At 73.0% G+C, this 18606-nt stretch carries 18 protein-coding genes and 1 rRNA gene; 9 read left to right on the forward strand and 10 right to left on the reverse strand.

Annotated elements, in window-relative coordinates; all coding sequences use genetic code 11:
- Both rrf and CRP51_RS24830 read left to right on the forward strand, forming a co-directional pair.
- Window positions 1-94 (forward strand): 5S ribosomal RNA (gene rrf / locus CRP51_RS24825); the annotation flags it as partial.
- A 101-nt stretch (window positions 95-195) separates the two neighbouring features.
- Entirely contained in the window at window positions 196-678 is a 483-nt protein-coding gene (locus tag CRP51_RS24830; protein WP_097233574.1) for a GNAT family N-acetyltransferase, read from the forward strand.
- On the opposite strand, the gene CRP51_RS24835 is transcribed toward CRP51_RS24830, so the two are convergent.
- The 6 genes from CRP51_RS24835 to CRP51_RS24865 all read right to left on the reverse strand — a co-directional run bounded on the left by CRP51_RS24835 (window position 663) and on the right by CRP51_RS24865 (window position 8670).
- On the reverse strand, window positions 663-1898 hold the full coding sequence (locus CRP51_RS24835) for a type VI secretion protein (RefSeq protein ID WP_097233575.1): 1236 nt from the start codon (window positions 1896-1898) through the stop codon (window positions 663-665). The two genes, CRP51_RS24830 and CRP51_RS24835, sit on opposite strands and share 16 nt — an antisense overlap.
- A gap of 5 nt (window positions 1899-1903) precedes the next feature.
- A complete protein-coding gene (locus CRP51_RS24840) occupies window positions 1904-3313 on the reverse strand; it encodes an ATP-binding protein (RefSeq protein ID WP_097233576.1) in 1410 nt (469 codons plus the stop codon).
- Window positions 3314-3423: 110 nt separating this feature from the next.
- Window positions 3424-4977, reverse strand: coding sequence for an SCO6880 family protein (locus CRP51_RS24845; RefSeq protein ID WP_097233577.1), 1554 nt, complete (start codon window positions 4975-4977; stop codon window positions 3424-3426).
- Complete coding sequence (locus CRP51_RS24850) at window positions 4974-6248, reverse strand: hypothetical protein (protein WP_245880791.1); 1275 nt, start codon at window positions 6246-6248, stop codon at window positions 4974-4976. The genes CRP51_RS24845 and CRP51_RS24850 overlap by 4 nt, the downstream gene beginning before the upstream one ends.
- Window positions 6238-7059, reverse strand: a complete 822-nt coding sequence (locus tag CRP51_RS24855; RefSeq protein ID WP_097233578.1) for a DUF8175 domain-containg protein — start codon at window positions 7057-7059, stop codon at window positions 6238-6240. Before CRP51_RS24855 ends, CRP51_RS24850 begins: the two co-directional genes overlap by 11 nt.
- Window positions 7060-7641: 582 nt before the next feature.
- Entirely contained in the window at window positions 7642-8670 is a 1029-nt protein-coding gene (locus CRP51_RS24865; protein WP_097233580.1) for a sigma-70 family RNA polymerase sigma factor, read from the reverse strand.
- A 353-nt stretch (window positions 8671-9023) separates the two neighbouring features.
- On the opposite strand from CRP51_RS24865, the gene CRP51_RS24870 reads away from it, so the two are divergent.
- The gene (locus CRP51_RS24870; protein ID WP_097233581.1) at window positions 9024-10553 is read left to right on the forward strand and encodes a protein kinase domain-containing protein; all 1530 of its coding nucleotides are present in this window, start codon (window positions 9024-9026) and stop codon (window positions 10551-10553) included.
- Window positions 10554-10596: 43 nt separating this feature from the next.
- Here CRP51_RS24870 and CRP51_RS24875 read toward each other — a convergent pair whose 3' ends face one another.
- Both CRP51_RS24875 and CRP51_RS24880 read right to left on the reverse strand, forming a co-directional pair.
- Complete coding sequence (locus CRP51_RS24875; RefSeq protein ID WP_097233582.1) at window positions 10597-11460, reverse strand: Fpg/Nei family DNA glycosylase; 864 nt, start codon at window positions 11458-11460, stop codon at window positions 10597-10599.
- A gap of 92 nt (window positions 11461-11552) precedes the next feature.
- Window positions 11553-12062 (reverse strand): MarR family winged helix-turn-helix transcriptional regulator, encoded by a 510-nt coding sequence (locus CRP51_RS24880; RefSeq protein WP_097233583.1) that lies wholly within the window; start codon window positions 12060-12062, stop codon window positions 11553-11555.
- A gap of 127 nt (window positions 12063-12189) precedes the next feature.
- On the opposite strand from CRP51_RS24880, the gene CRP51_RS24885 reads away from it, so the two are divergent.
- Entirely contained in the window at window positions 12190-12612 is a 423-nt protein-coding gene (locus CRP51_RS24885) for a Rid family hydrolase (RefSeq protein ID WP_097233584.1), read from the forward strand.
- Between the two features lie 50 nt (window positions 12613-12662).
- Here the strand turns inward: CRP51_RS24885 and CRP51_RS24890 are convergent, their stop codons facing one another.
- Together CRP51_RS24890 and CRP51_RS28380 are read right to left on the reverse strand one after the other, a co-directional pair.
- Window positions 12663-13319 (reverse strand): O-methyltransferase, encoded by a 657-nt coding sequence (locus CRP51_RS24890; protein ID WP_097233585.1) that lies wholly within the window; start codon window positions 13317-13319, stop codon window positions 12663-12665.
- 50 nt (window positions 13320-13369) lie between these two features.
- A complete protein-coding gene (locus CRP51_RS28380) occupies window positions 13370-14632 on the reverse strand; it encodes a hypothetical protein (protein WP_097233586.1) in 1263 nt (420 codons plus the stop codon).
- Window positions 14633-14764: 132 nt separating this feature from the next.
- Here CRP51_RS28380 and CRP51_RS24900 point away from each other — a divergent pair, with 132 nt between their 5' ends.
- From CRP51_RS24900 to CRP51_RS30140, 5 genes are all read left to right on the forward strand, one after another.
- Window positions 14765-15469 (forward strand): UbiX family flavin prenyltransferase, encoded by a 705-nt coding sequence (locus CRP51_RS24900; RefSeq protein ID WP_097233587.1) that lies wholly within the window; start codon window positions 14765-14767, stop codon window positions 15467-15469.
- 77 nt (window positions 15470-15546) lie between these two features.
- Entirely contained in the window at window positions 15547-16008 is a 462-nt protein-coding gene (locus CRP51_RS24905) for an Lrp/AsnC family transcriptional regulator (RefSeq protein WP_097233588.1), read from the forward strand.
- A gap of 46 nt (window positions 16009-16054) precedes the next feature.
- On the forward strand, window positions 16055-17221 hold the full coding sequence (mqnE, locus tag CRP51_RS24910; protein WP_097233589.1) for an aminofutalosine synthase MqnE: 1167 nt from the start codon (window positions 16055-16057) through the stop codon (window positions 17219-17221).
- A 12-nt stretch (window positions 17222-17233) separates the two neighbouring features.
- Entirely contained in the window at window positions 17234-17815 is a 582-nt protein-coding gene (locus CRP51_RS24915; RefSeq protein WP_097233590.1) for a GNAT family N-acetyltransferase, read from the forward strand.
- 20 nt (window positions 17816-17835) lie between these two features.
- Complete coding sequence (locus CRP51_RS30140) at window positions 17836-18375, forward strand: DUF4229 domain-containing protein (protein ID WP_342749111.1); 540 nt, start codon at window positions 17836-17838, stop codon at window positions 18373-18375.
- The last annotated feature ends 231 nt before the right edge of the window (window positions 18376-18606 follow it).

Below are 18606 nucleotides of genomic sequence, written 5' to 3' on the forward strand. Positions count from 1 at the left end.
AACGCCCGGTTACATTCCGAACCCGGAAGCTAAGCTCTTCAGCGCCGATGGTACTGCATGGGGGACCGTGTGGGAGAGTAGGACGCCGCCGGACAATTATTTGAATATGAGGGAGGGTTTCGTCGGAATTCCGATTCCGACGAAACCCTCCCTCTTTTTGTTGCGCCCGGAACCCGGCGGTGACAGCATCACCACATGACGTACCAGGTGCGGCGGGCCGGGCGGGCGGACTGGGAACGGCTGCGGGAACTGCGGCTCGCGGCGCTGCGTGATCCCGTCGCGCATCTGGCGTTCTTCGAACCCTACGAGGAGGCCGTGCGCCTCGGTCGGCAGGAATGGGAGGGGCGTGCTTCCGACAGTGAGCGCACCATTCTCGTCGGGGAGGCCGAGGACGGCACCTGGGTGGGCATGGTGGGAGTCCACGGGCTCGTGGACCACGTCGAGGTGGTCGGCGTCTACATCCACCCCGAGCACCGGGGCACCGGCGTCGCCGGGCAGCTGATGCGGACCGCGATCGACGAGGCCGGCGGGCGCGAGGTGCGGCTCCGCGTCCATCAACACAACGCGCGGGCCGCCCGGTTCTACGAGAAGCTCGGCTTCCGACCCACCGGCGCCTCGGCGCCCGACCCCAGGGACCCCGGGCTGGTCGCGTACGAGCTGGTCTACCGGCGACCCTGAGCGGACGCGGCGTCGCCCACCACGGTGAGGTCGGGCTGGGCCTCGGCGACCGCGTCGAGCAGGGCGCCGCGCAGCCCCGCCGTCTCCCGGGCGTCCCCGATGACATAGAGGGTGCCGGCCTCGTTGGTCAGATTGTCCAGGGCCAGCGCGTCGACCCGGCCCGGGGAACAGGACTGACGGATGTGCACCTGCTCCAGGGGGCGCAGGGCGTCGCCGATGAGCTTGAGCGCCGCGTCGCGGCGGCCCGGGTGTGCGGTGAGCGCGCTCTCCAGCTCCATCACCGCGCCGCCGGCCGCGTGGGGATGGGTGCGCAGGACGCGTCCCGGTTCGCCGAGGGAACGGCCCTGCGCCCAGCGCGGGATGTGCTGGAAGGGCTCGCCGGCGAGGGCCGCCGCGTGCAGGCAGCAGCGGAGCAGCGTCTCCGCCGTCTCCGCGTCGAGTTGGAAGATCGGCTCCGCGGGGCGGACCGGCGCCAGCAGGCGCTCGGCCCGGCGGCGGGCTGTCGGCATCTGCTCGCAGCCGCGGTGCGGCGCCCAGCGCAGGCGCACCGGGGCCTCGGTGAGGTGGCCCGGGTCGTAGACGTGGAGCGGGCCGCGCCTGCCGCGTTGCTTCGCCGTCCTCGTCCACAGGCTGCCGTCCGGGTCGACGACGACCAGCCCGCCCGGGGCGTCGAGCACCTCGCCGACCGGGTCCGCGCGCGGCGCGGGAGGCGGCGCCGTCTCCCGGACGGGGACGGCGGGGGCCGTCGGGGCTGGGGCGACGGGGGCGGCGGGGGCGGCGGTCTCGAACGGCGGGAGCGGTTCGGGCTCCGGCTCCGGAGGCAGCTCGCGGGTGATGCGGCGGGCCGCGCGGCGGGCGCGCCAGGTGGTGACGCGGATCGAGACGAAGAGGGCGAGGGAGAAGAGCACCACCAGTTGGAGAAGGAACGTGACCCAGACGGCGGTGGCGCTCGGCAGGGCCTCGGGTGGGGCGTCGGTCCAGGCGCCGGGGATGTCGCCGGGGTCGGTGAGCAGTCCGCGCAGCGCGCGGCCCACGTTGAGGAAGGTGACGCCCTCGGGCCAGGAGCCGTGGCGGAACCAGCCGCCGAGGCCGGTGGCCGTCCAGGTGAGGACGGCCAGCGCGAGCGTCACGCCCAGCAGGCCGACGAGCAGGGTGTCGGAAATTCCGCCGCCGCGTCGGGAGGGGCCGGTGGGGCCGATGGGCTGGTGGTGCTGCGACATGGGGGCTACCCGACTCCCTGGCGCTTCTCGAAGGACATCACCCTCGCCTCCGTCTCCGCTTCGAGGAGGTCGTCCACACCCTCCGGCTCCTCGGCGGCCGGCGAGGCGGAGGACTCGGTCATGGCGCGGTCGGTGAAGACCAGGGGGCGTTCGGCTTCGGTGACCAGGTGTTTGACGACCTGGACGTTGCCGTTGACGTCCCAGACGGCCATGCCGGGGGTGAGGGTGGGGATGATCTCGACGGCCCAGCGGGGAAGGCCGAGGACCTGGCCGGTGGCTCTGGCCTCGTCGGTCTTCTGGGCGTAGACGGTGCGGGTGGAGGCCATCTTGAGGATGGCGGCGGCCTCCTTGGCGGCCGCGCCGTCGACCACGTCGGAGAGGTGGTGGACGACGGCGACGAAGGAGAGGCCGAGCCGGCGGCCGAACTTCAGCAGGCGCTGGAAGAGCTGCGCCACGGACGGCGAGTTGATGATGTGCCAGGCCTCCTCGACGAGGAAGATCCGTTTGCGGCGGTCGGGCCTGATCCAGGTGTGCTCCAGCCAGATGCCGACGATGGCCATGAGGATCGGCATGGCGATGGAGTTGCGGTCGATGTGCGAGAGGTCGAAGACGATCAGCGGGGCGTCGAGGTCGATGCCGACCGTGGTCGGGCCGTCGAACATGCCGCGCAGGTCGCCGTCGACGAGCCGGTCGAGGACGAGGGCGACGTCCAGGCCCCAGGCGCGGACATCCTCCAGGGCGACGTTCATGGCGTCGGCGGCCTCCGGCATGGGATGGCGGAGGCGTTCGACGATGTCGGTGAGGATGGGCTGGCGGTCGACCATGGTCTGGTTGACGTAGGCGTGCGCCACCTTGAGGGCGAAGCCGGAACGTTCGTCCAACGGGCGGCCGAGCGCGACCTCGATGATGGTGCGGAGCAGGGCGAGCTGCCCGGTGGTGGTGATCGCCGGGTCCAGCGGGTTGAGCCGGACGTCGCCGTCGAGGGCGGCCATCGGGTCGAGCCGGATGGGGGTGATGCCGAGCTGCTGGGCGATCAGGTTCCACTCGCCGACGCCGTCCTCGCCCTGGGCGTCGAGGACGACCACCTGGCGGTCGCGGAAGCGCAGTTGGCGCAGGACGTAGGTCTTCTCCAGGGCGGACTTGCCGTTGCCCGACTCGCCGAGGACCAGCCAGTGGGGGGCGGGCAACTGCTGGCCGTAGAGCTGGAAGGGGTCATAGATATACCCCTTGCCGGAGTACACCTCTCGCCCGATGATCACGCCGGAGTCGCCGAGGCCGGGGGCGGCGGTGGGGAGGTAGACGGCCTGGGCCTGTCCGGTCGAGGTGCGCACTGGGAGCCTGGTGCTTTCCGTTCTGCCGAAGAGCAGGCTGGTGAACGCCTCGGTGAGAGCGGTCATGGGGTCACGGGGTGGCATGGTGGCACCTCCTTCACCGTGCGGACCCGCCGTGGTCGGGCGGCGGGTTCGTCGGGGTGGTCGGGATAGGCGGGGGGCTCAGCGGAGGGGGAGCGGGGTGTCGGTCAGGGTCACCGCCTGATCCCGGTGGCGAAGGGAAGGGTGTTGACGAACGCGCGGTGGTGCTCGCGGTCGCACCATTCGAGCTTGAGGTAGGACTTGCCCGCGGAGGCGCGGATGGTGCGCTTGTCGCGGGCGAGGGTCTCGGGGTTGGGGGAGGAGACCGTGATGTAGCCGACGAGGTTGACGCCGGCGGCGCCGGAGGCGAGGTCGTCGCCGCGCTGGTCGACGCGGCTGTGGGCGGCGACGTCGCGGGGGTCGACCGTGCGGTTCATCTTGGCGGCGCGGGACGCCTCGGCCTCGTCGTTGGTCTTCTCGGTGAGCATCCGCTCGATGGCCAGCTCGGTGGGCTCCAGGTCCATGCAGACGGCCACGGTGCGGATCACGTCGGGGGTGTGGACGAGCAGGGGGGCGAGGAAGTTGACGCCGACGGGGGTGAGCGGCCACTCCTTGACCCAGGCGGTGGCGTGGCACCAGGGGTCGCGGGTGCCGGACTCGCGGGTCTTGGCCTGGAGGTAGGTGGGCTCGCGGGCGTCCAGCTCGGCCGGCCAGGCGTTGCGCTTGGACATGGCCTGGATGTGGTCGATCGGGTGGTCGGGGTCGTACATGGAGTGGATCAGGGAGGAGAGCCGGGCCTCGCCGAGGGGCTGACGCACCCTGATGTCGGCTTCGGTCAGGCGCGCGCAGATGTCGGTCAGTTCGCGTGCCATGACGATCGCCAGGGCCTCGTCCTGGGAGAGCCGGCGCTGGCCGCGCTGCGTCCTGGACGCCTTGACGATGGAGCTGGCCTCGTTGCTCAGCTCACGCGAGTGGTGCATACAGGCGACGAGGTAGGCGCGGTGCTGCTCGCTGGAGGTGGAGACCATGGACTGGAGCTGGTCGTAGGAGTCCTGGATCCAGGCGGGGGAGTTGACGGCGCCGCGTTCGAGCACGTCGTTGGCGTGGGCGTCGGGGTCGGCCGGCAGGGTGCGGGCGAGCATCTGGAGGCGGGTGACATGGCCGTCGCCGTTGGCCACGTGCTTGAGGAGGGTGCCGAAGCGCTCGACGAGCGCCTCCTGGTCCTCGCTGTCGCGCAGGCCGACGCCGGGGCCCTCGATCTCGATGGCGGTGGTGATGGTGCGGCGGTCGGTGTGCAGCAGCACGGCCAACTCGTCGGGGCCGAACGGCGCGGACAGCCAGTGCACCCGGCCCACGCCGGGGGGCGCGCCGACCTCGATCTCGCGGCCGTCGATCAGGGTGCCCGCCTCGGCGGCGGTGGAGCTGTACGTGGCGCCGCGGCGCTGGAGGCGGCGGAAGGAACGGTTGATCTCGAACCACCTGTAGAACGTGCGGCCGTTGTACGGGACGTAGACCGCGGCCAGGGCGAGCATGGGGAAGCCGACGAGGCCGACGATGCGCGCGCTGAGCACCGGGATGAGGAGGCCGCTCATCATGCCGAGGAACGCGCCGACGACGATCATCGCGATCTCGCCCGTCTCGCGGTTCTTCCCGACGAGGGCCTGGGGACGGGCTCGGCCGATCAGATAGGTGCGGCGTCTGGTGAGCGTCTGCGGTGGGGCGGTCACCGGCTATCCCCTCGATTCCCTGGACTGGCCTGGCGGTTGCCTGCTCCCGAGGACGATGATGACCCGGATTGGCCGGAACGGGTACCGTGCGCGGCGACTCCGCCGGCCAGGGGGTTGGAGGGGCGGGCCGCGCCCTGGCCGCCGGCGGCCCCTCCGCCGCCGGCGCCGCCGCCCTCGCGGGTGCCGTGGGTGCTCATGCCCTGGCGCAGGGTCGTGGCCGGGGTGGAGATGGCGGCCTTGGCGGCGCGGCTTGAGGTGTCGCTGCGCGCGGCGCGGTGGCTGACGATCTCGTCGCCGAAGCCGGGGACGAAGCGGTAGATCATCGCGGAGGCGAAGATCGCCAGCAGGATGATGGCGAGCCCGGAGATGATCGCCGAGGTGGCGGTCGGTCCGTCGTCCGTGGTGAGGGCGGAGGCGAGGCCGAGGACGATCACGATGACCGGCTTGATCAGGATGATCGCGATCATGATGCCGGCCCAGCCGCGGACGTGGCCCCAGAGGTTCTTGTCGACGAGGCCGGCGTAGACGGCGGTGCCGAGGAGGGCGCCGACGTAGAGCATGGCGGCCCTGATGATGAGTTCCAGGGAGAGGACGCCGGCGGCCAGGATGGAGATCAGGGAGACCACGATCAGCATGATCGGCCCGCCGCCGATCTCCTCGCCGGACTCCAGCGCGGCGGCGAACTCGCCGAAGAACGCCTCCGAGTTGTCCCCTGTGCCGGCGACGATCGCCTCCGAGACGCCGTCCGTCGCCGAGACGACGACGTAGAGGATCAGGGGGGTGAAGGCGGAGGCCATCACGGTGAGCCAGAGGAAGCCGATGGCCTCGGAGAGCGCCGTCGTCAGGGGCACGCCGCGGATGGCGCGCTTGACGATGGCCAGCAGCCACAGGACCAGCGTGAGGACGGTGGAGGCGGCGAAGACGACGGCGTACTGGCGGAGGAAGGAGGCGTTGGTGAAGTCGACGTTGGTGGTCGCGGAGACCAGCTCGGACAGCTCGCCGACGAGCCAGGCGGCGGCGTCGGCGAAGCTGCGGGCGATGCCGGAGATCGGGTCGAGGGAGTCGCTGACGGAGGAGCCGCCGCCGTTGTCGCCGGTCTCGGTGCCGCCCTCGCAGAGGTCCCTGGCGCCCCCGGAGATCAGCTCGCAGTCCGGGTTGCCCTCGTCCTCCTCGTCGGCGCGGGCGCCCGGCGCGGTGACCAGGCCGGCGGTCAGCAGGGCCGCCGGGCCCAGGATCAGCGCGGTCAGGCGGCGCCGTGGGTCAGCGCGCATAGGTGAACCCCCCGAACTCCTCGATGGCTTCGGCGATCTCCTCGGCTCCGGAGATCCGGTTGTCGCCGTTGACGGGGGTGGGGCCCTCGGTCTGCTCGGTGGTGACCACCTTCCAGTCCGAGTCCTCCCAGGTGAGGGTCAGCCGCATGGTGAACCAGCTGGTGCGCACGGGGCTCTGCGAGTCGAGGCCGGCGAGGCCGAAGAGGCCGGCGCACCAGACGGAGATCTCGGCCGTGGTGGCGGAGTAGGACTCGGTGGTGCTGCCGATCGGCAGGGTGCGGTTGACGAACGTGTTGCCCTCGGGGGCGGCGCCCTCGGCGTCCAGGCCGATGCTCTCGTTGAGCCCGCCGTACTCGGCGGCGAGGGACTCCAGCAGCTCGTCGCGGGTCTGGTCGGAGCTGATGGTGCTGACGATGGTGTCCCGCTCCGTCGCGTTGAACATGCCGGTGCCGCCGAGCGCGACCGCGTAGTTGGCGGCGGCGCTCTGGGCGCCCTGCTCGGTCTGGGCGAAGCCGGAGGGGATGCCGTTGGTGGCGCCGTCGACGGGCAGCTCGCCCGTGGGGGCGGTGGCCTGGGCGCGGGGGCCGTCGGGGCCCTCGCCCGCGGACTCCCGGTCGTCGTCGCGGGCCTGGTTGGCGAAGACGATGGCGGCGACGAGGAGGACGACGACGGCGACGATGGTGATCATGCTGCGGCCGGGGGAGGAGGGCGGCCTGCGGTCCTGGGAGGACGGCTGGTCGGGCAGGCGCGTTCTCGTCTGGGCGGGGACGCTCCCGGCGCGTGCGTCGTCGTAGTCGTCGCCGTAACTCATGTTCGCGCCCCCTCAACAGCAGCGAGTCTATTACCTCCTCACATGACGTTAGCGCCCTCCACTGACGTTCCGCCCCCTCACAGCGGAGTTGATCTCGCGGGGAGGGCAAGTGCCGTGCCGCGGGCGTGTGATGGGGGGGGTCGGGGCGCTCGGGTGCGCGCCGGCGCTCGGGCGGTGGGGCCGTGGAGCGGGTGGGGCGCCAGGGAGCGCGGGAGGGGGCGAAGCGGCTGGTCGACGGTGCCTCAACGGGCCTTGTGGCGCCGGGGGTCGGGGCGTTACGCGGGCTTAGCGGGCCGGGGGGCCGATGAGTTCGGCGCGCGGGGCGGGTCTTGATGGCGTGAAGGGAGTACGGGGATGGGCGATGTGGAGTTCGTGGTCGAGGGTCCGGTGCGACGTGCGGACGTGCCGGAGTTGTGTGAGCGCCTGGCGGATCTGGTGCGGGAGCGCGGCGCGCGGGTCGTGGCGGTGGACGCGCGGGGGCTCGGCGGGCCGGGCGCGGACGCGGTGGAGGCGGTCGCGCGCCTGGCGCTCACCGCGCGGCGGCTCGGCTGCGAGCCGCGCTTCGCGCGGATGGATCCGCGTCTACTCGGGCTGCTGGGACTGCTCGGGCTCGGGGAGGTGGTCGGGGAGGCCGAAGAGGGGGAAGAGCCGCGCGGTGTCGAGGAAGGAGTTGATGCCCGTGATCCGCCCCTCTGAGATCTCTATGACCTGGAGCGCCCACGGCGACCAGCCGCCGGCCGGGTCCCTGCGGTACTGACCGAACGCGCCGCAGCCGTTGGCCTCGGTGGGCACCAGCCGGGAGCCCTCGCAGTCCTTGCCGTGGCCGACCATCCAGGCGGCTATGTCGGAGGGGCCGCGCATCCACAGGGAGAAGGGCGGCATGGAGAGCGTGGCGTCCTCGGCGAGGAGCGCGGTCAGCGACTCCATGTCGTAGCGCTCGAAGGCGTCCAGATAGCGGGTCAGCAGCGCCTTGTGCTCCTCGCTCAGCGGCTCGCTCGGGCCGGACTCGGTGACGCCGGTGCTGGCCAGGGTGGCGCGGGCGCGCTGGAGGGCGCTGTTGACCGAGGCGACGGTGGTGCCGAGCAGCTCGGCGACCTCGGCGGCGCGCCAGCTGAGCACCTCGCGCAGGATCAGCACGGCGCGCTGGCGGGGGGCGAGGTGCTGGAGGGCGGCGACGAAGGCGAGCCGGATCGACTCGCGGGTCTCGGCGTGCTCCTCGGGCGCGGGCGTGGCGCGGACGTCGGGCATGGGCTCGATCCAGGCGGTCTCGGGAAGGGGGGCGCCCAGCGTCGCCGTGGCGGTGGGCTGGGACTCGGTGAGGTCCATGGGGCGGGCGCGGCGTCCGGCGCCGCTGAGCATGGTGAGGCAGACGTTGGTCGCGATGCGGTAGAGCCAGGAGCGCAGCGAGGAGCGCCCCTCGAAGCGGTCCAGCGAGCGCCAGGCGCGGACCATGGTCTCCTGCACGGCGTCCTCGGCCTCGAAGGCGGAGCCCAGCATCCGGTAGCAGTAGCCGGTCAGCTCTCCCCGGTGACGCTCCAGCTCCCGCTCGGTGGGCCGGGGGGCGGTGGCGGTGCCGCCGGGTGCCGCGGTGCTTCCGCTCGGTGTGGTCATCTCGGGCTCCTGGCTGCCTCGGGTCCTGGGTGCCGGGGGTGGCTCCGCCGGCTTCGCGTGACCGGTCCGATCTCGCTGCGGTCAGCGTAGTCAGGGGGTCTGACAATGGGCCTTCTCCCGCGTCGGCACGCCGTCGACCTGCGGTGATCGCCTGCCGGGCGCTGGCGGCGACTCCCGTGCGGGGGCGCGGGGCCGGGCGCGTGGCCCGGCCTGTGACGGTGGCGGGCACGCGTTCCTCACGAGTGCCGTCCCTCGGCCGTGGGCCTGGGCCCGTACCGCCGAATAAAGTAGCGGTAGCGGTGCTTTCGGGGTGCTGACCGAGTCGAGGCCGGGGAACTGGCAGGGGGTGCGTGGTGGCGCGGGAGCGGATCATCGACGGGCGGTACCGGCTGGGGCGGCAGCTGGGTGAGGGCGCCATGGGGACGGTCTGGGAGGCGTTGGACCTGCGGCTGGAGCGGCAGGTCGCGGTCAAGGTGGTCGGCAGTTCGGCGGTGGGGCGGGACCCGCGGGCCAGGGAGCGGTTCGAGCGGGAGGCGAAGCTGCTGGCCGGGCTCTCCAGCCCGTTCATCGTCACGGTGCACGACGTCGGGGAGACGGACTTCGGCGACGGGGACCTGGGGCAGTCGGTTCTCTATCTGGTGATGGAGCGGCTGCACGGCAGGTCGCTGGAGGCGGTGCTGGCCACGGAGCTGCCTCCGCTGGCCGAGGTGGCGCGGTGGGGCGAGCAGGTGTGCCGGGCGTTGGCCGTGGCGCACGACTCGGGGGTGGTGCACCGGGATCTGAAGCCGGCCAACGTGATGGTCGGCCCCGACGGGCTGGCCCGGGTGCTGGACTTCGGGATCGCCGCCGTGCTGGCCGAGTCGACCGACCACGCGCGGCTGACCTCGACCGGGGTGGTGGTGGGCACGCCCTCGTACATGTCGCCCGAGCAGATCGAGGGTGGCTCGGTCGGCTTCCGCAGTGACCTGTACTCGGCGGGCTGTGTGCTGTACGCGCTGGTCACGGGGCAGCCGCCGTTCAGCGGGCCGTCGCTGTACCAGTTGCTGCGGCAGCAGATGGAGAGCGATCCGCAGCCGCCCGGCGAGCGCAGGGCGGGGGTGCCCGCGGCGTGGGACCAGCTGATCCTGGCGTTGCTCCAGAAGCGGCCCGAGGCGCGGCCGGGCAGTGCGACGGAGGTCGCGGACCGGCTGCGGGAGCTGTCGCTGAGCGCGGCGGCGGCGACGGTGCTGCTGCCCGCGCAGCCGGTGGTGGCGCCCGCGGTGTACGAGCCGACGCGGGTCGATCCGCGGTCGGTGCTGCTGGCCAGTTGCCCGCATCCGGACGGCGGCCGGCTGCCGTTGGCGACCGGGCAGCGGATGCGGCTGAGCGACGTGCTGCCCCTGGCGGAGGCGTTCACGGTGGCCGTGGACTGGCGGGCGGACGAGGGGATGGACGTGGACGCCAGCGCGCTGGTGCTGGACGCCGGCGGCCGGGTGCTCTCCGACGAGCACTTCGTCTTCTACAACAACCCGGAGCCGGCGGGCGTCGGTGTGACGCTGGCCGGGGAGGACCCGGAGGCGCTGTTCACGGTGCGGCTGCCGGAGCTGGGCGAGGAGGCCAGGCGTGTGGTCTTCGCGCTGTCGCTGCACGAGGAGGGGCCGGGCGGCGGGCGGGACCTGGCGGCGGTGGGCCGCCCCCATCTGCGGCTGCGGGACGCGGAGAACGGCGCGGAGCTGCTCTGCTACGGCTTCCCCGACGGGCCGCCCGGGGTCACCGGGGTGACGGTGGGGGAGCTGGTGCGGGACGACGACGGCTGGCTGTTCTCGGCGAACAGCCGGGGTTTCCCCGACGGGCTGGCCGAGATCGCGGAGTCGTACGGGGTGCTGGTGGAGGCGGAGGCCTGACGCTCCCGGTGCTCCCCGGCACGGGCGCGCGGGGCCGGGGGCGTCACCTCAGCAGGCGGGAGAGGCGCCGGTCGGCCAGCGGGCGGCCGCCGGTCTGGCAGCGCGGGCAGTACTGGAGCGAGGAGTCGCGGTAGGCGACCTCCCTGATGGTGTCCCCGCACACCGGACACGGCTGGCCGGTGCGGCCGTGCACCCGCAGTCCGCTCTTCTTCTCCGCCTTCAGCTCGCCCGCGGCCAGCCCCCGGGCGCGGTCCACGGCCTCGTCGAGCGTGTCGCGCAGCGCCCGGTACAGCCGGGCGACGCCGTCGGCGTCCAGGCGGTCGGCGAGCTGGAACGGGGACATCCGCGCGGCGTGCAGGATCTCGTCGGAGTAGGCGTTGCCGACGCCGGCGAGGACGCTCTGGTCGCGCAGCACGCCCTTGAGGCGGTGGTGCTCGCCGCGCAGCAGGGCCGCGAGGGTCTCCTCGGTGAAGTCGTCGCCGAGCGGGTCGGGGCCGAGGCGGGCGACGCCCGGCACCTCGGCGGGGTCGCGCACGCAGTGGACGGCGAGCCGCTTCTGGGTGCCTGCCTCGGTCAGGTCGAAGCCGGCGCCGCCGGCCAGGGTCAGGCGCAGCGCGAGGGGGCCCCTGCCCGGCCTGGGGGGCGCGGCCGGCTGGGTCTCCCGCCAGCGCAGCCAGCCGGCGCGCGCCAGGTGGATCACGAGGTGGAGTTCGTCGTCGACGACCAGGTCGAGGAACTTGCCGTGCCGCGCGACGGCGGTGAAGGTCCGGCCGGCGACGGCGTCCAGCGGCGGGTCGTACGTCTTCAGCACGTGGAAGGCGACCGGCGCGACGCGGGCGACGGTCTGCCCCGCGAGGCGGTCGTCGAGGAGGTCGCGCAGGGCGGCCACTTCGGGTAGTTCGGGCATGGGTTCGAGGATATGCCCGTTTCGCCCGTGCCGGCCGGGGGCCGCCCGACGCCGCCGCCCGCCCGCCCTCCGGACGGCCGCCGCGCGCGCCGTCAGCCGAAGTCGTCCGGGACGATGCGGAGCTTCTGGGCGACGCGGGCGAGTGCCTTCTGGTCGGTGGCGTTGAGCGCGTCGAGGACGGTGTGGCGCACGGCGCGCAGATGGGTGGGCGCGGCCGCTTCCACGAGGGCGAAGCCGGCGTCGGTGAGCTCGGCGAGGGTGTAGCGGCCGTCGGCGGGGTCGGGGGACCTGGCGATCCAGCCGCGTCCCTCGCAGCGCTTGACGACGTTGGACAGCCGGGAGAGGGACCCGCTGGCCAGGAAGGCGAGCTCGCCCATCCGCAGCGTGCGCCGCGGGGCCTCGGAGAGATGGCTGAGCACCAGGTACTCGAACAGGGTGAGGCCGTGCTCCTGTCGCAGCGGCGACTCCAGCTTGCCCGGCAGCAGCAGGACGAGGGAGATCAGCCCCGTCCACGCCTCCTTCTCCCGCTCGTCGAGCCAGCGCGGCTCGTTCTCTTCCTCGTCTGTGTGGGTCCCGCTCACGGGCCCTCCCGTGCTGTTCATGGATCTTCCCGTCCCTGGGCGAGGTCCGCCATCACTTTGCGCTTGAAGTCATTGCTTGCTAGTCTCACTTTACGCGTGAAGTGATTCGTGGGGGCGGTCACCCCCGTGCGGAGAAAGAGGAAGCATCATGAGCACCGTCACCTTCGGCATCACTCCCGGCTTCGGCGAGAAGGTGCACCAGACCCTCGGCTACAGCCAGGCCGTCCGCGTCGGCGACCGGGTGGAGATCTCGGGACAGGCGGGGGTGGACGACGACCTGGTCGTCCCCGAGGCGCTGGAGGACGAGATCGTCCTGGCCTTCGACAACGTGGAACGCACGCTCGCCACCGTCGGCGCGACCTGGAAGGACGTCATCCACGTCAACTCGTACCACAAGGTCGCGCCGGGGGACGACGCCATCGACGACCACAACGCGGTCATGACGGAGCAGTTCCGTCGTCGCCTCGGCGGCCGCGCGCCGATCTGGACCGAGACCGGCGTCACGGTCCTCGGCCTCGCCGCCATGCGCGTGGAGATCCGCGTCACCGCCGTCGTCGGCTCCGGGAGCTGAGCGACCGCCGGCCGCCGGACCGCGCCCCCTGGGCGGCCCGGCGCGCGGGGTCAGGGCCGCGCGGTCTTCCGGGCCACCGTCAGGCCGTCGCGGAGGGGGAGCAGCACCGACTCGACGCGGGGGTCGGCGGTGACGATGTCGTTGATCTCGCGGATCGCGCGGTCGGCCGGGTCCTGCGCCTCGGGGTCGACGACGCGCCCCTCGCGCAGCGTGTTGTCGAGGAGGACCAGACCGCCGGGGCGCAGCCGGCGCAGGGTCTCCTCGTAGTAGACGGGGTAGCTGACCTTGTCGGCGTCGATGAACGCCAGGTCGAACGCCTCCTCCTCGGGCAGCGCCTTGAGGGTGTCGACGGCCGGGCCGAGGCGCAGCTCGATGCGTTCGGCGAGGCCGGCGCGCTGCCAGTAGCGGCGGGCGATCGAGGTCCACTCCTCGCTCACGTCGCAGGCCAGCAGCGTGCCGCCGGGGGCGAGCCCGCGGGCGATGGAGATCGACGAGTAGCCGGTGAAGACACCGACCTCCAGCGCGCGGCGGGCGCCGACCAGCCGCGTCAGGAGGGTCAGGAACGCGCCCTCGTCCTGGCTGATCTGCATACTCAGGTGCTCGGGCAGGGCGGCCGCCGTCTCGGCCGCGAGGTCGCGCAGCACCTCGTCGGCCGGCGTCGCGTGGTCCAACAGGTAGTCGTTGAGCGCGGGGTTGACGATGTCCATGGCGGGCACCCTACGCCCGGCCGGGTGAGCCGGGGCAGGGCGGCGACGGCTCAGGGCTGCATGGGGCCCGGGATGTCCGCGCGGTTCTCGTCCTCGTTCCGCTCCTCCTCGCGGACGGCCAAATAGAGCAGCGCGACGGTCAGGTCGTCGGGGCTGACCGGGCCCGCGGACTCGGGGGCGGTCAGGGAGAGCGCGGCGCCGCCGGCCAGGGAGAGGCGCAGCGGCAGCGACCCGGCGTCCGCGGTGTGCAGTTGGCCGAGGTCGAACGTGGCCTCGGAGAGCACGCCGTTGCGGATGGCCAGCCGCGCCTCGACGTCGGCGTCGTCGGCGACCGGCTCGCCGATCATGGCCGGCAGCCCGTACCGCTCGACCTGCTCCTCCATCAGACCGAGCATCGGGCCAAGCGCCTGGCGGGCCTGGGCCGCGGTCATCCGCACGGTGACGCGTTCGGCGCCGCGCTCCTCGCCCTCGTGGTGGGTGGTGGCGCCGTCGGCGAGGGCGTCGCGCAACTGGCCGACGAGGTCCCACTGGTTGTCCGACTGGAGGAGCGCGTCGCCGTCCTCGACGGTGGCGGCGAGGTCGTGGGCGGCGGACGCGGGGACGCCGCCGTAGCGGGCCAGGGCCTCGGCGTAGGCCGGGTACTGGAAGGGGTCGACCTCCACCCACTCCCCGTGCAGCCCGGTGGCGGCGTCCGCCAGGGACTCGGGGAGGTGGCCGGCGTCCTGCGCGAAGCGTTCGGCGCGGGCGACGGCGGCCTCGTCGCCGCCGTAGACGTCCTCGACGACGGCCTCGCCGCCGACCCGGAGATAGGTGACCTCCTCGACCTGCTTGAGGCCGAGCACGTCGCGGCCGCCGAAGTTGACCGTCCAGGAGCTGTTGCGCGGGTCCTCGGGGGCGAGGTCCCGCATCCGGGACTCCTCGTCCGGGTCGCCCGTCGAGAACGTCAGCTCCAGGTCGGCCAGCAGCCGCACCTCCTCGGGTGTGGGCTGCCGGCCGTCGGGTCCCGCGGTCCGGGAGAGGTAGGCGTGCAGCTCGTCGGCGCCGAGGTCGAGGGTGGCCCCGACGGTCAGCGCCTGGCGGTCAAGCAGCTCGTCGATGGAGTCGGTGACGGCGAACCCGGCCTCCGCGCTCTCGGCGACCTGGCAGGCGGTCGCGCTTCCGGTGGCCAGCAACGCGACGCCGCCCAGCGCGGCGATCCGCCGCAGGCGGGTTCGGGGGCGGGTGCGGTCGTTGATGTCGGCACTCCTGTCCGAGGGGGCGAGGACGCGGGCCCACCGGTCGATGCGAGGGTGGCCTCGGCGTCCAGTGTCCATGCCCGCGCCGCGGCGCGACCCGCGGGGCGCCGTCTGTGGCCGACGCGTCACCGTCCGGTAAGCAGCTCGTTGCCTGTACGACAAGATGCCCCGACGAGGGCGGCTGTCAGTGGCGGCGGTTAGCCTCGACGCATGAACGAGGCTGGTCCGGCGGACGGGCGCGCGGAGGCCGGGCGCCGGCCGTGGGTGGTGGGCGTCTCGGGTGCGTCGGGGACGCCCTACGCGGCGGCGCTGCTGCGCGGGCTGCTGGCGGCGGGCGAGTCGGTCGACCTGGTGGTGAGCCGTGCGGCGCGGTTGACGTTGCGGGACGAGACGGGCGTCTCCTTCCGCGACGGGCACTGGCGGTCCGACCTGGCGGCGTGGCTGTCGCGCGGCGCCGACGGGACGGAGGGGGCGTTCGCGCCCGAGCTGTCCCGGGTGCGGTACTGGTCGGCCGGCGACCTGGCGGCGGGGCCCTCCTCCGGGTCGTATCCGGCCAGGGGCATGGTGATCGTGCCGGCCTCCACCGCCTCGGTCGCGGGCGTGGCGCTCGGTCTCTCCAAGGACCTGTTGCAGCGGGTGGCCTCCGTGACGCTCAAGGAGCGGCGCCCGCTGGTGGTCGTGGTGCGGGAGACCCCGTTGAGCGGACCGACCCTGCGGCAGCTGGTCGCGCTGGACGAGGCGGGCGCCGTGGTGCTGCCGGCCTCGCCGGCGTTCTACGCGGGTGCGGGCGACCTCCAGGAGCTGGTGGACTTCGTGGCGGGGCGGGCGCTGGACGCGATGGGGGTGGGGCACACGCTCTACCGCCGTTGGCGCGGCGAGTTGGGGGGCGCGGCCCGTTCGGCCGGGCACTCGTAGGTGATCGGGGGGTCATGCCTTAGATTCGTCTGTGCGATCGACCGGATACGCCAGAGAACGAGGAGGGCGCTGCGAGCATGGACGCCGTGGACAGACAGCTCATCCAGGCGCTGCGGGAGAACGGCCGGGCGTCGTACGCCGAGTTGGGCCGTCTGGTCGGGCTGTCGGGGCCGAGCGTCACCGACCGGATCAACCGCCTGGAGTCGGCCGGGGTGATCACCGGCTACCGGGCCACCGTGGACCCGAAGAAGCTGGGGCTCGGCGTGACCGCGCTGATCGGGGTGACGCTCTCGGACGCGGTCGACCACGAGGACGCCGCCGGGCGGCTGCGCGAGCTCGCGGAGATCGAGGACTGCTGGTTCATCGCCGGCGAGCACTCCTACATGCTGAAGGTCCGGGCCTCGGACGTGGACGGCCTGGAGCGCACCGTCCGCAGGCTCGCCCGCACCAAGGGCGTCTCCCGCACGCACTCGACCCTGGTGCTCTCCGTCAAGTGGGAGAACAGGGTCGGCGAGCTGCCCAGGGACGAGCAGGCGTAGCCTCTAAGACGGCGCACACGACGGACCGCACCCGGGAGGCAGGCAGATGGACGCGGGGTTGAAGCGGGAGCTGGAGGAGAAGGCGCTCTCCGGGGAGAGGCTCTCCCGCGAGGACGGCATCGCTCTCTACGAGACGGACGACCTCGCCTGGCTCGGCGGCCTCGCGCACGAGGTGCGGACCCGGAAGAACGGCGACGTCGTCTACTTCAACGTCAACCGCCATCTGAACATGACCAACGTCTGCACGGCCTCGTGCGCCTACTGCTCGTTCCAGCGCAAGCCGGGCGAGAAGGACGCGTACACGATGCGCATCGAGGAGGCCGTCAGGCTGGCCCACGCCATGGAGGGCGACGGCCTCACCGAGCTGCACATCGTCAACGGCCTCCACCCGACGCTGCCGTGGCGCTACTACCCGAGGTCGCTGCGGGCGCTGAAGGAGGCGCTGCCGGAGCAGGTGTCGCTCAAGGCGTTCACCGCGACCGAGATCCACCACTTCGAAAGCATCTCCGGGCTGTCGGCCTCCGAGATCCTCGACGAGCTGATCGACGCGGGGCTGGAGTCGCTCACCGGCGGCGGCGCCGAGATCTTCGACGAGGAGGTCAGGAGCCAGATCGTCGACCACCGCACCCACTGGGAGGACTGGTCGCGCATCCACCGGCTGGCGCACTCCAAGGGCCTGAAGACCCCCTGCACCATGCTGTACGGCCACATCGAGGAGCGCCGCCACCGGGTGGACCACGTGCTGCGGCTGCGCGAGCTCCAGGACGAGACCGGGGGCTTCCAGGTCTTCATCCCGCTGCGCTACCAGCACGACTTCGTGGACATGCGGGACGGCAAGATCCGCAACCGGCTCCAGGCCGGCACCACCATGGCCTCCGGCGCCGAGGCGCTGCGCACGTTCGCCGTCTCCCGGCTGCTGTTCGACAACATCCCGCACGTCAAGGTCTTCTGGGTGATGCACGGCGTGGGCACCGCCCAGCTCGCGCTCCAGCACGGCGCCGACGACATGGACGGCTCGGTCGTCGAGTACAAGATCACCCACGACGCGGACAACTTCGGCACCCCGGACAAGCTCACCAGGGACGACCTGCTGGAGCTCATCAGGGACGCCGGCTTCCGGCCCGTCGAGCGCAACACCCGCTACGAGGTGCTGCGCGAGTACGAGGGCCCGGACCCGGCCCGCCGCGACCAGCCGCAGCCGATGCGGGCCTGAGGTCGTGCGGGCATGAGCGAGACGACGACGGTGCCGCGCGCGGCCGCCGGGCGCGGGCACCGGGAGGGCTGGCCGCACTTCGTGCTGGACCCGGCGCCGACCGCCGAGCTGTCCGACGCGATCGCCGCGCTCTGGGCCGACGTGACCAACGCCGGCGGCGCGGTGGGCTTCGTGCCCACCGTCACCCCCGAGGACGTCCGGCCGGCGCTCCGCCAGCACCTGGTCGGCATGGCCGAGGGCACCACCCGGCTGCTGATCGGCGCCAACGACCGGGGCCGGCCGGTCGCCACCGCGTTCCTCCAGCGCAACACCCACCGCCTGATGCGGCACTGGCTGTCGCTGGCGACCGTGATGATCCACCCCGACTGGCAGGGACGTGGAGCGGGCCGGGAGCTGATGGCCGCCGCCGCCTCCGCGGCCCGCGCGGTCGAACCTGAGGTCATGGGCATCCGGCTGACCTGCCGCGGCGGCATGGGGCTCGAACGTTTCTACACCTCCTGCGGCTACCAGGAGGTCGGGCGGGTCCCCGGCGCGATCAGGGTCGGGGAGAACGAGTACCGGGACGACGTCACCCTGTGGCTCCCCCTGGGTTGAGGCGGCGAGGAGAGACCGAGATGCCACAGCAGGAACGTTCCGCACGGGAGCGCGCCGCGTCCGAGCCCGCGAAGCCGGAGCGCGCCGCGTCCGAACGTGCCGAGTCCGACGGCGCGCTGCCCGCACCGCGCGCCTCCGCCGAGGCCGGCCACGAGGGGGCCGGGCCCGCGGCCGACCGCGCCGCGCGCACAGAGGCGGCCGAGGCGACCACCGAGCCGACCACCGAGGACGACAGGGGACCGCAGATGACCGCCGACACCGCCACCGCCGCCGTGCCCACCAGGTCGGCGACGCTGCGCTACACCGCGCTCCGCTTCGGCGTCTTCGCCGGCTGCTTCGCGGTGATCGCCGTGCTCGCCTACGTCGGGGTGGTGCCCGAGTCCTTCGGCACGGCCAACCCGCTGTGGCTGGCGATGCTCTCGCTCGTGGTCTCCGCGCCCCTCAGCCTGGTGCTGCTGCGGCGCCAGCGGGACCAGATGTCCGAGCAGCTCGCGCCCAGGGTGGAGCGGGCCAAGGCCAGGCTCAGCGCCAACCAGGGCATGGAGGACGACGCGAGCTGACGTGCCCCCGGGCGCGCCCGCGCCGCTGTGATCCGAACGACGCCCCGCCGCTGGAATGTGTCCCCGCGGCGGGGCGTTGGCATGGCCCGGGGGAACCGTGCGGCACCGGCGGTTCCCGGGACGCCGCCCATGCCCATGACGGCCGGAAGGAGGGGTGCTACCGTGCTCCGCATGAAGACCGCAGCCGCGCCCGCTCCTCTGGTGAGCGTTCCGCTTGTCGCGCGCCTGCAC

This window comes from Streptomyces zhaozhouensis, assembly GCF_900230195.1.
In the GTDB taxonomy this organism is placed as follows: domain Bacteria; phylum Actinomycetota; class Actinomycetes; order Streptomycetales; family Streptomycetaceae; genus Streptomyces; species Streptomyces zhaozhouensis.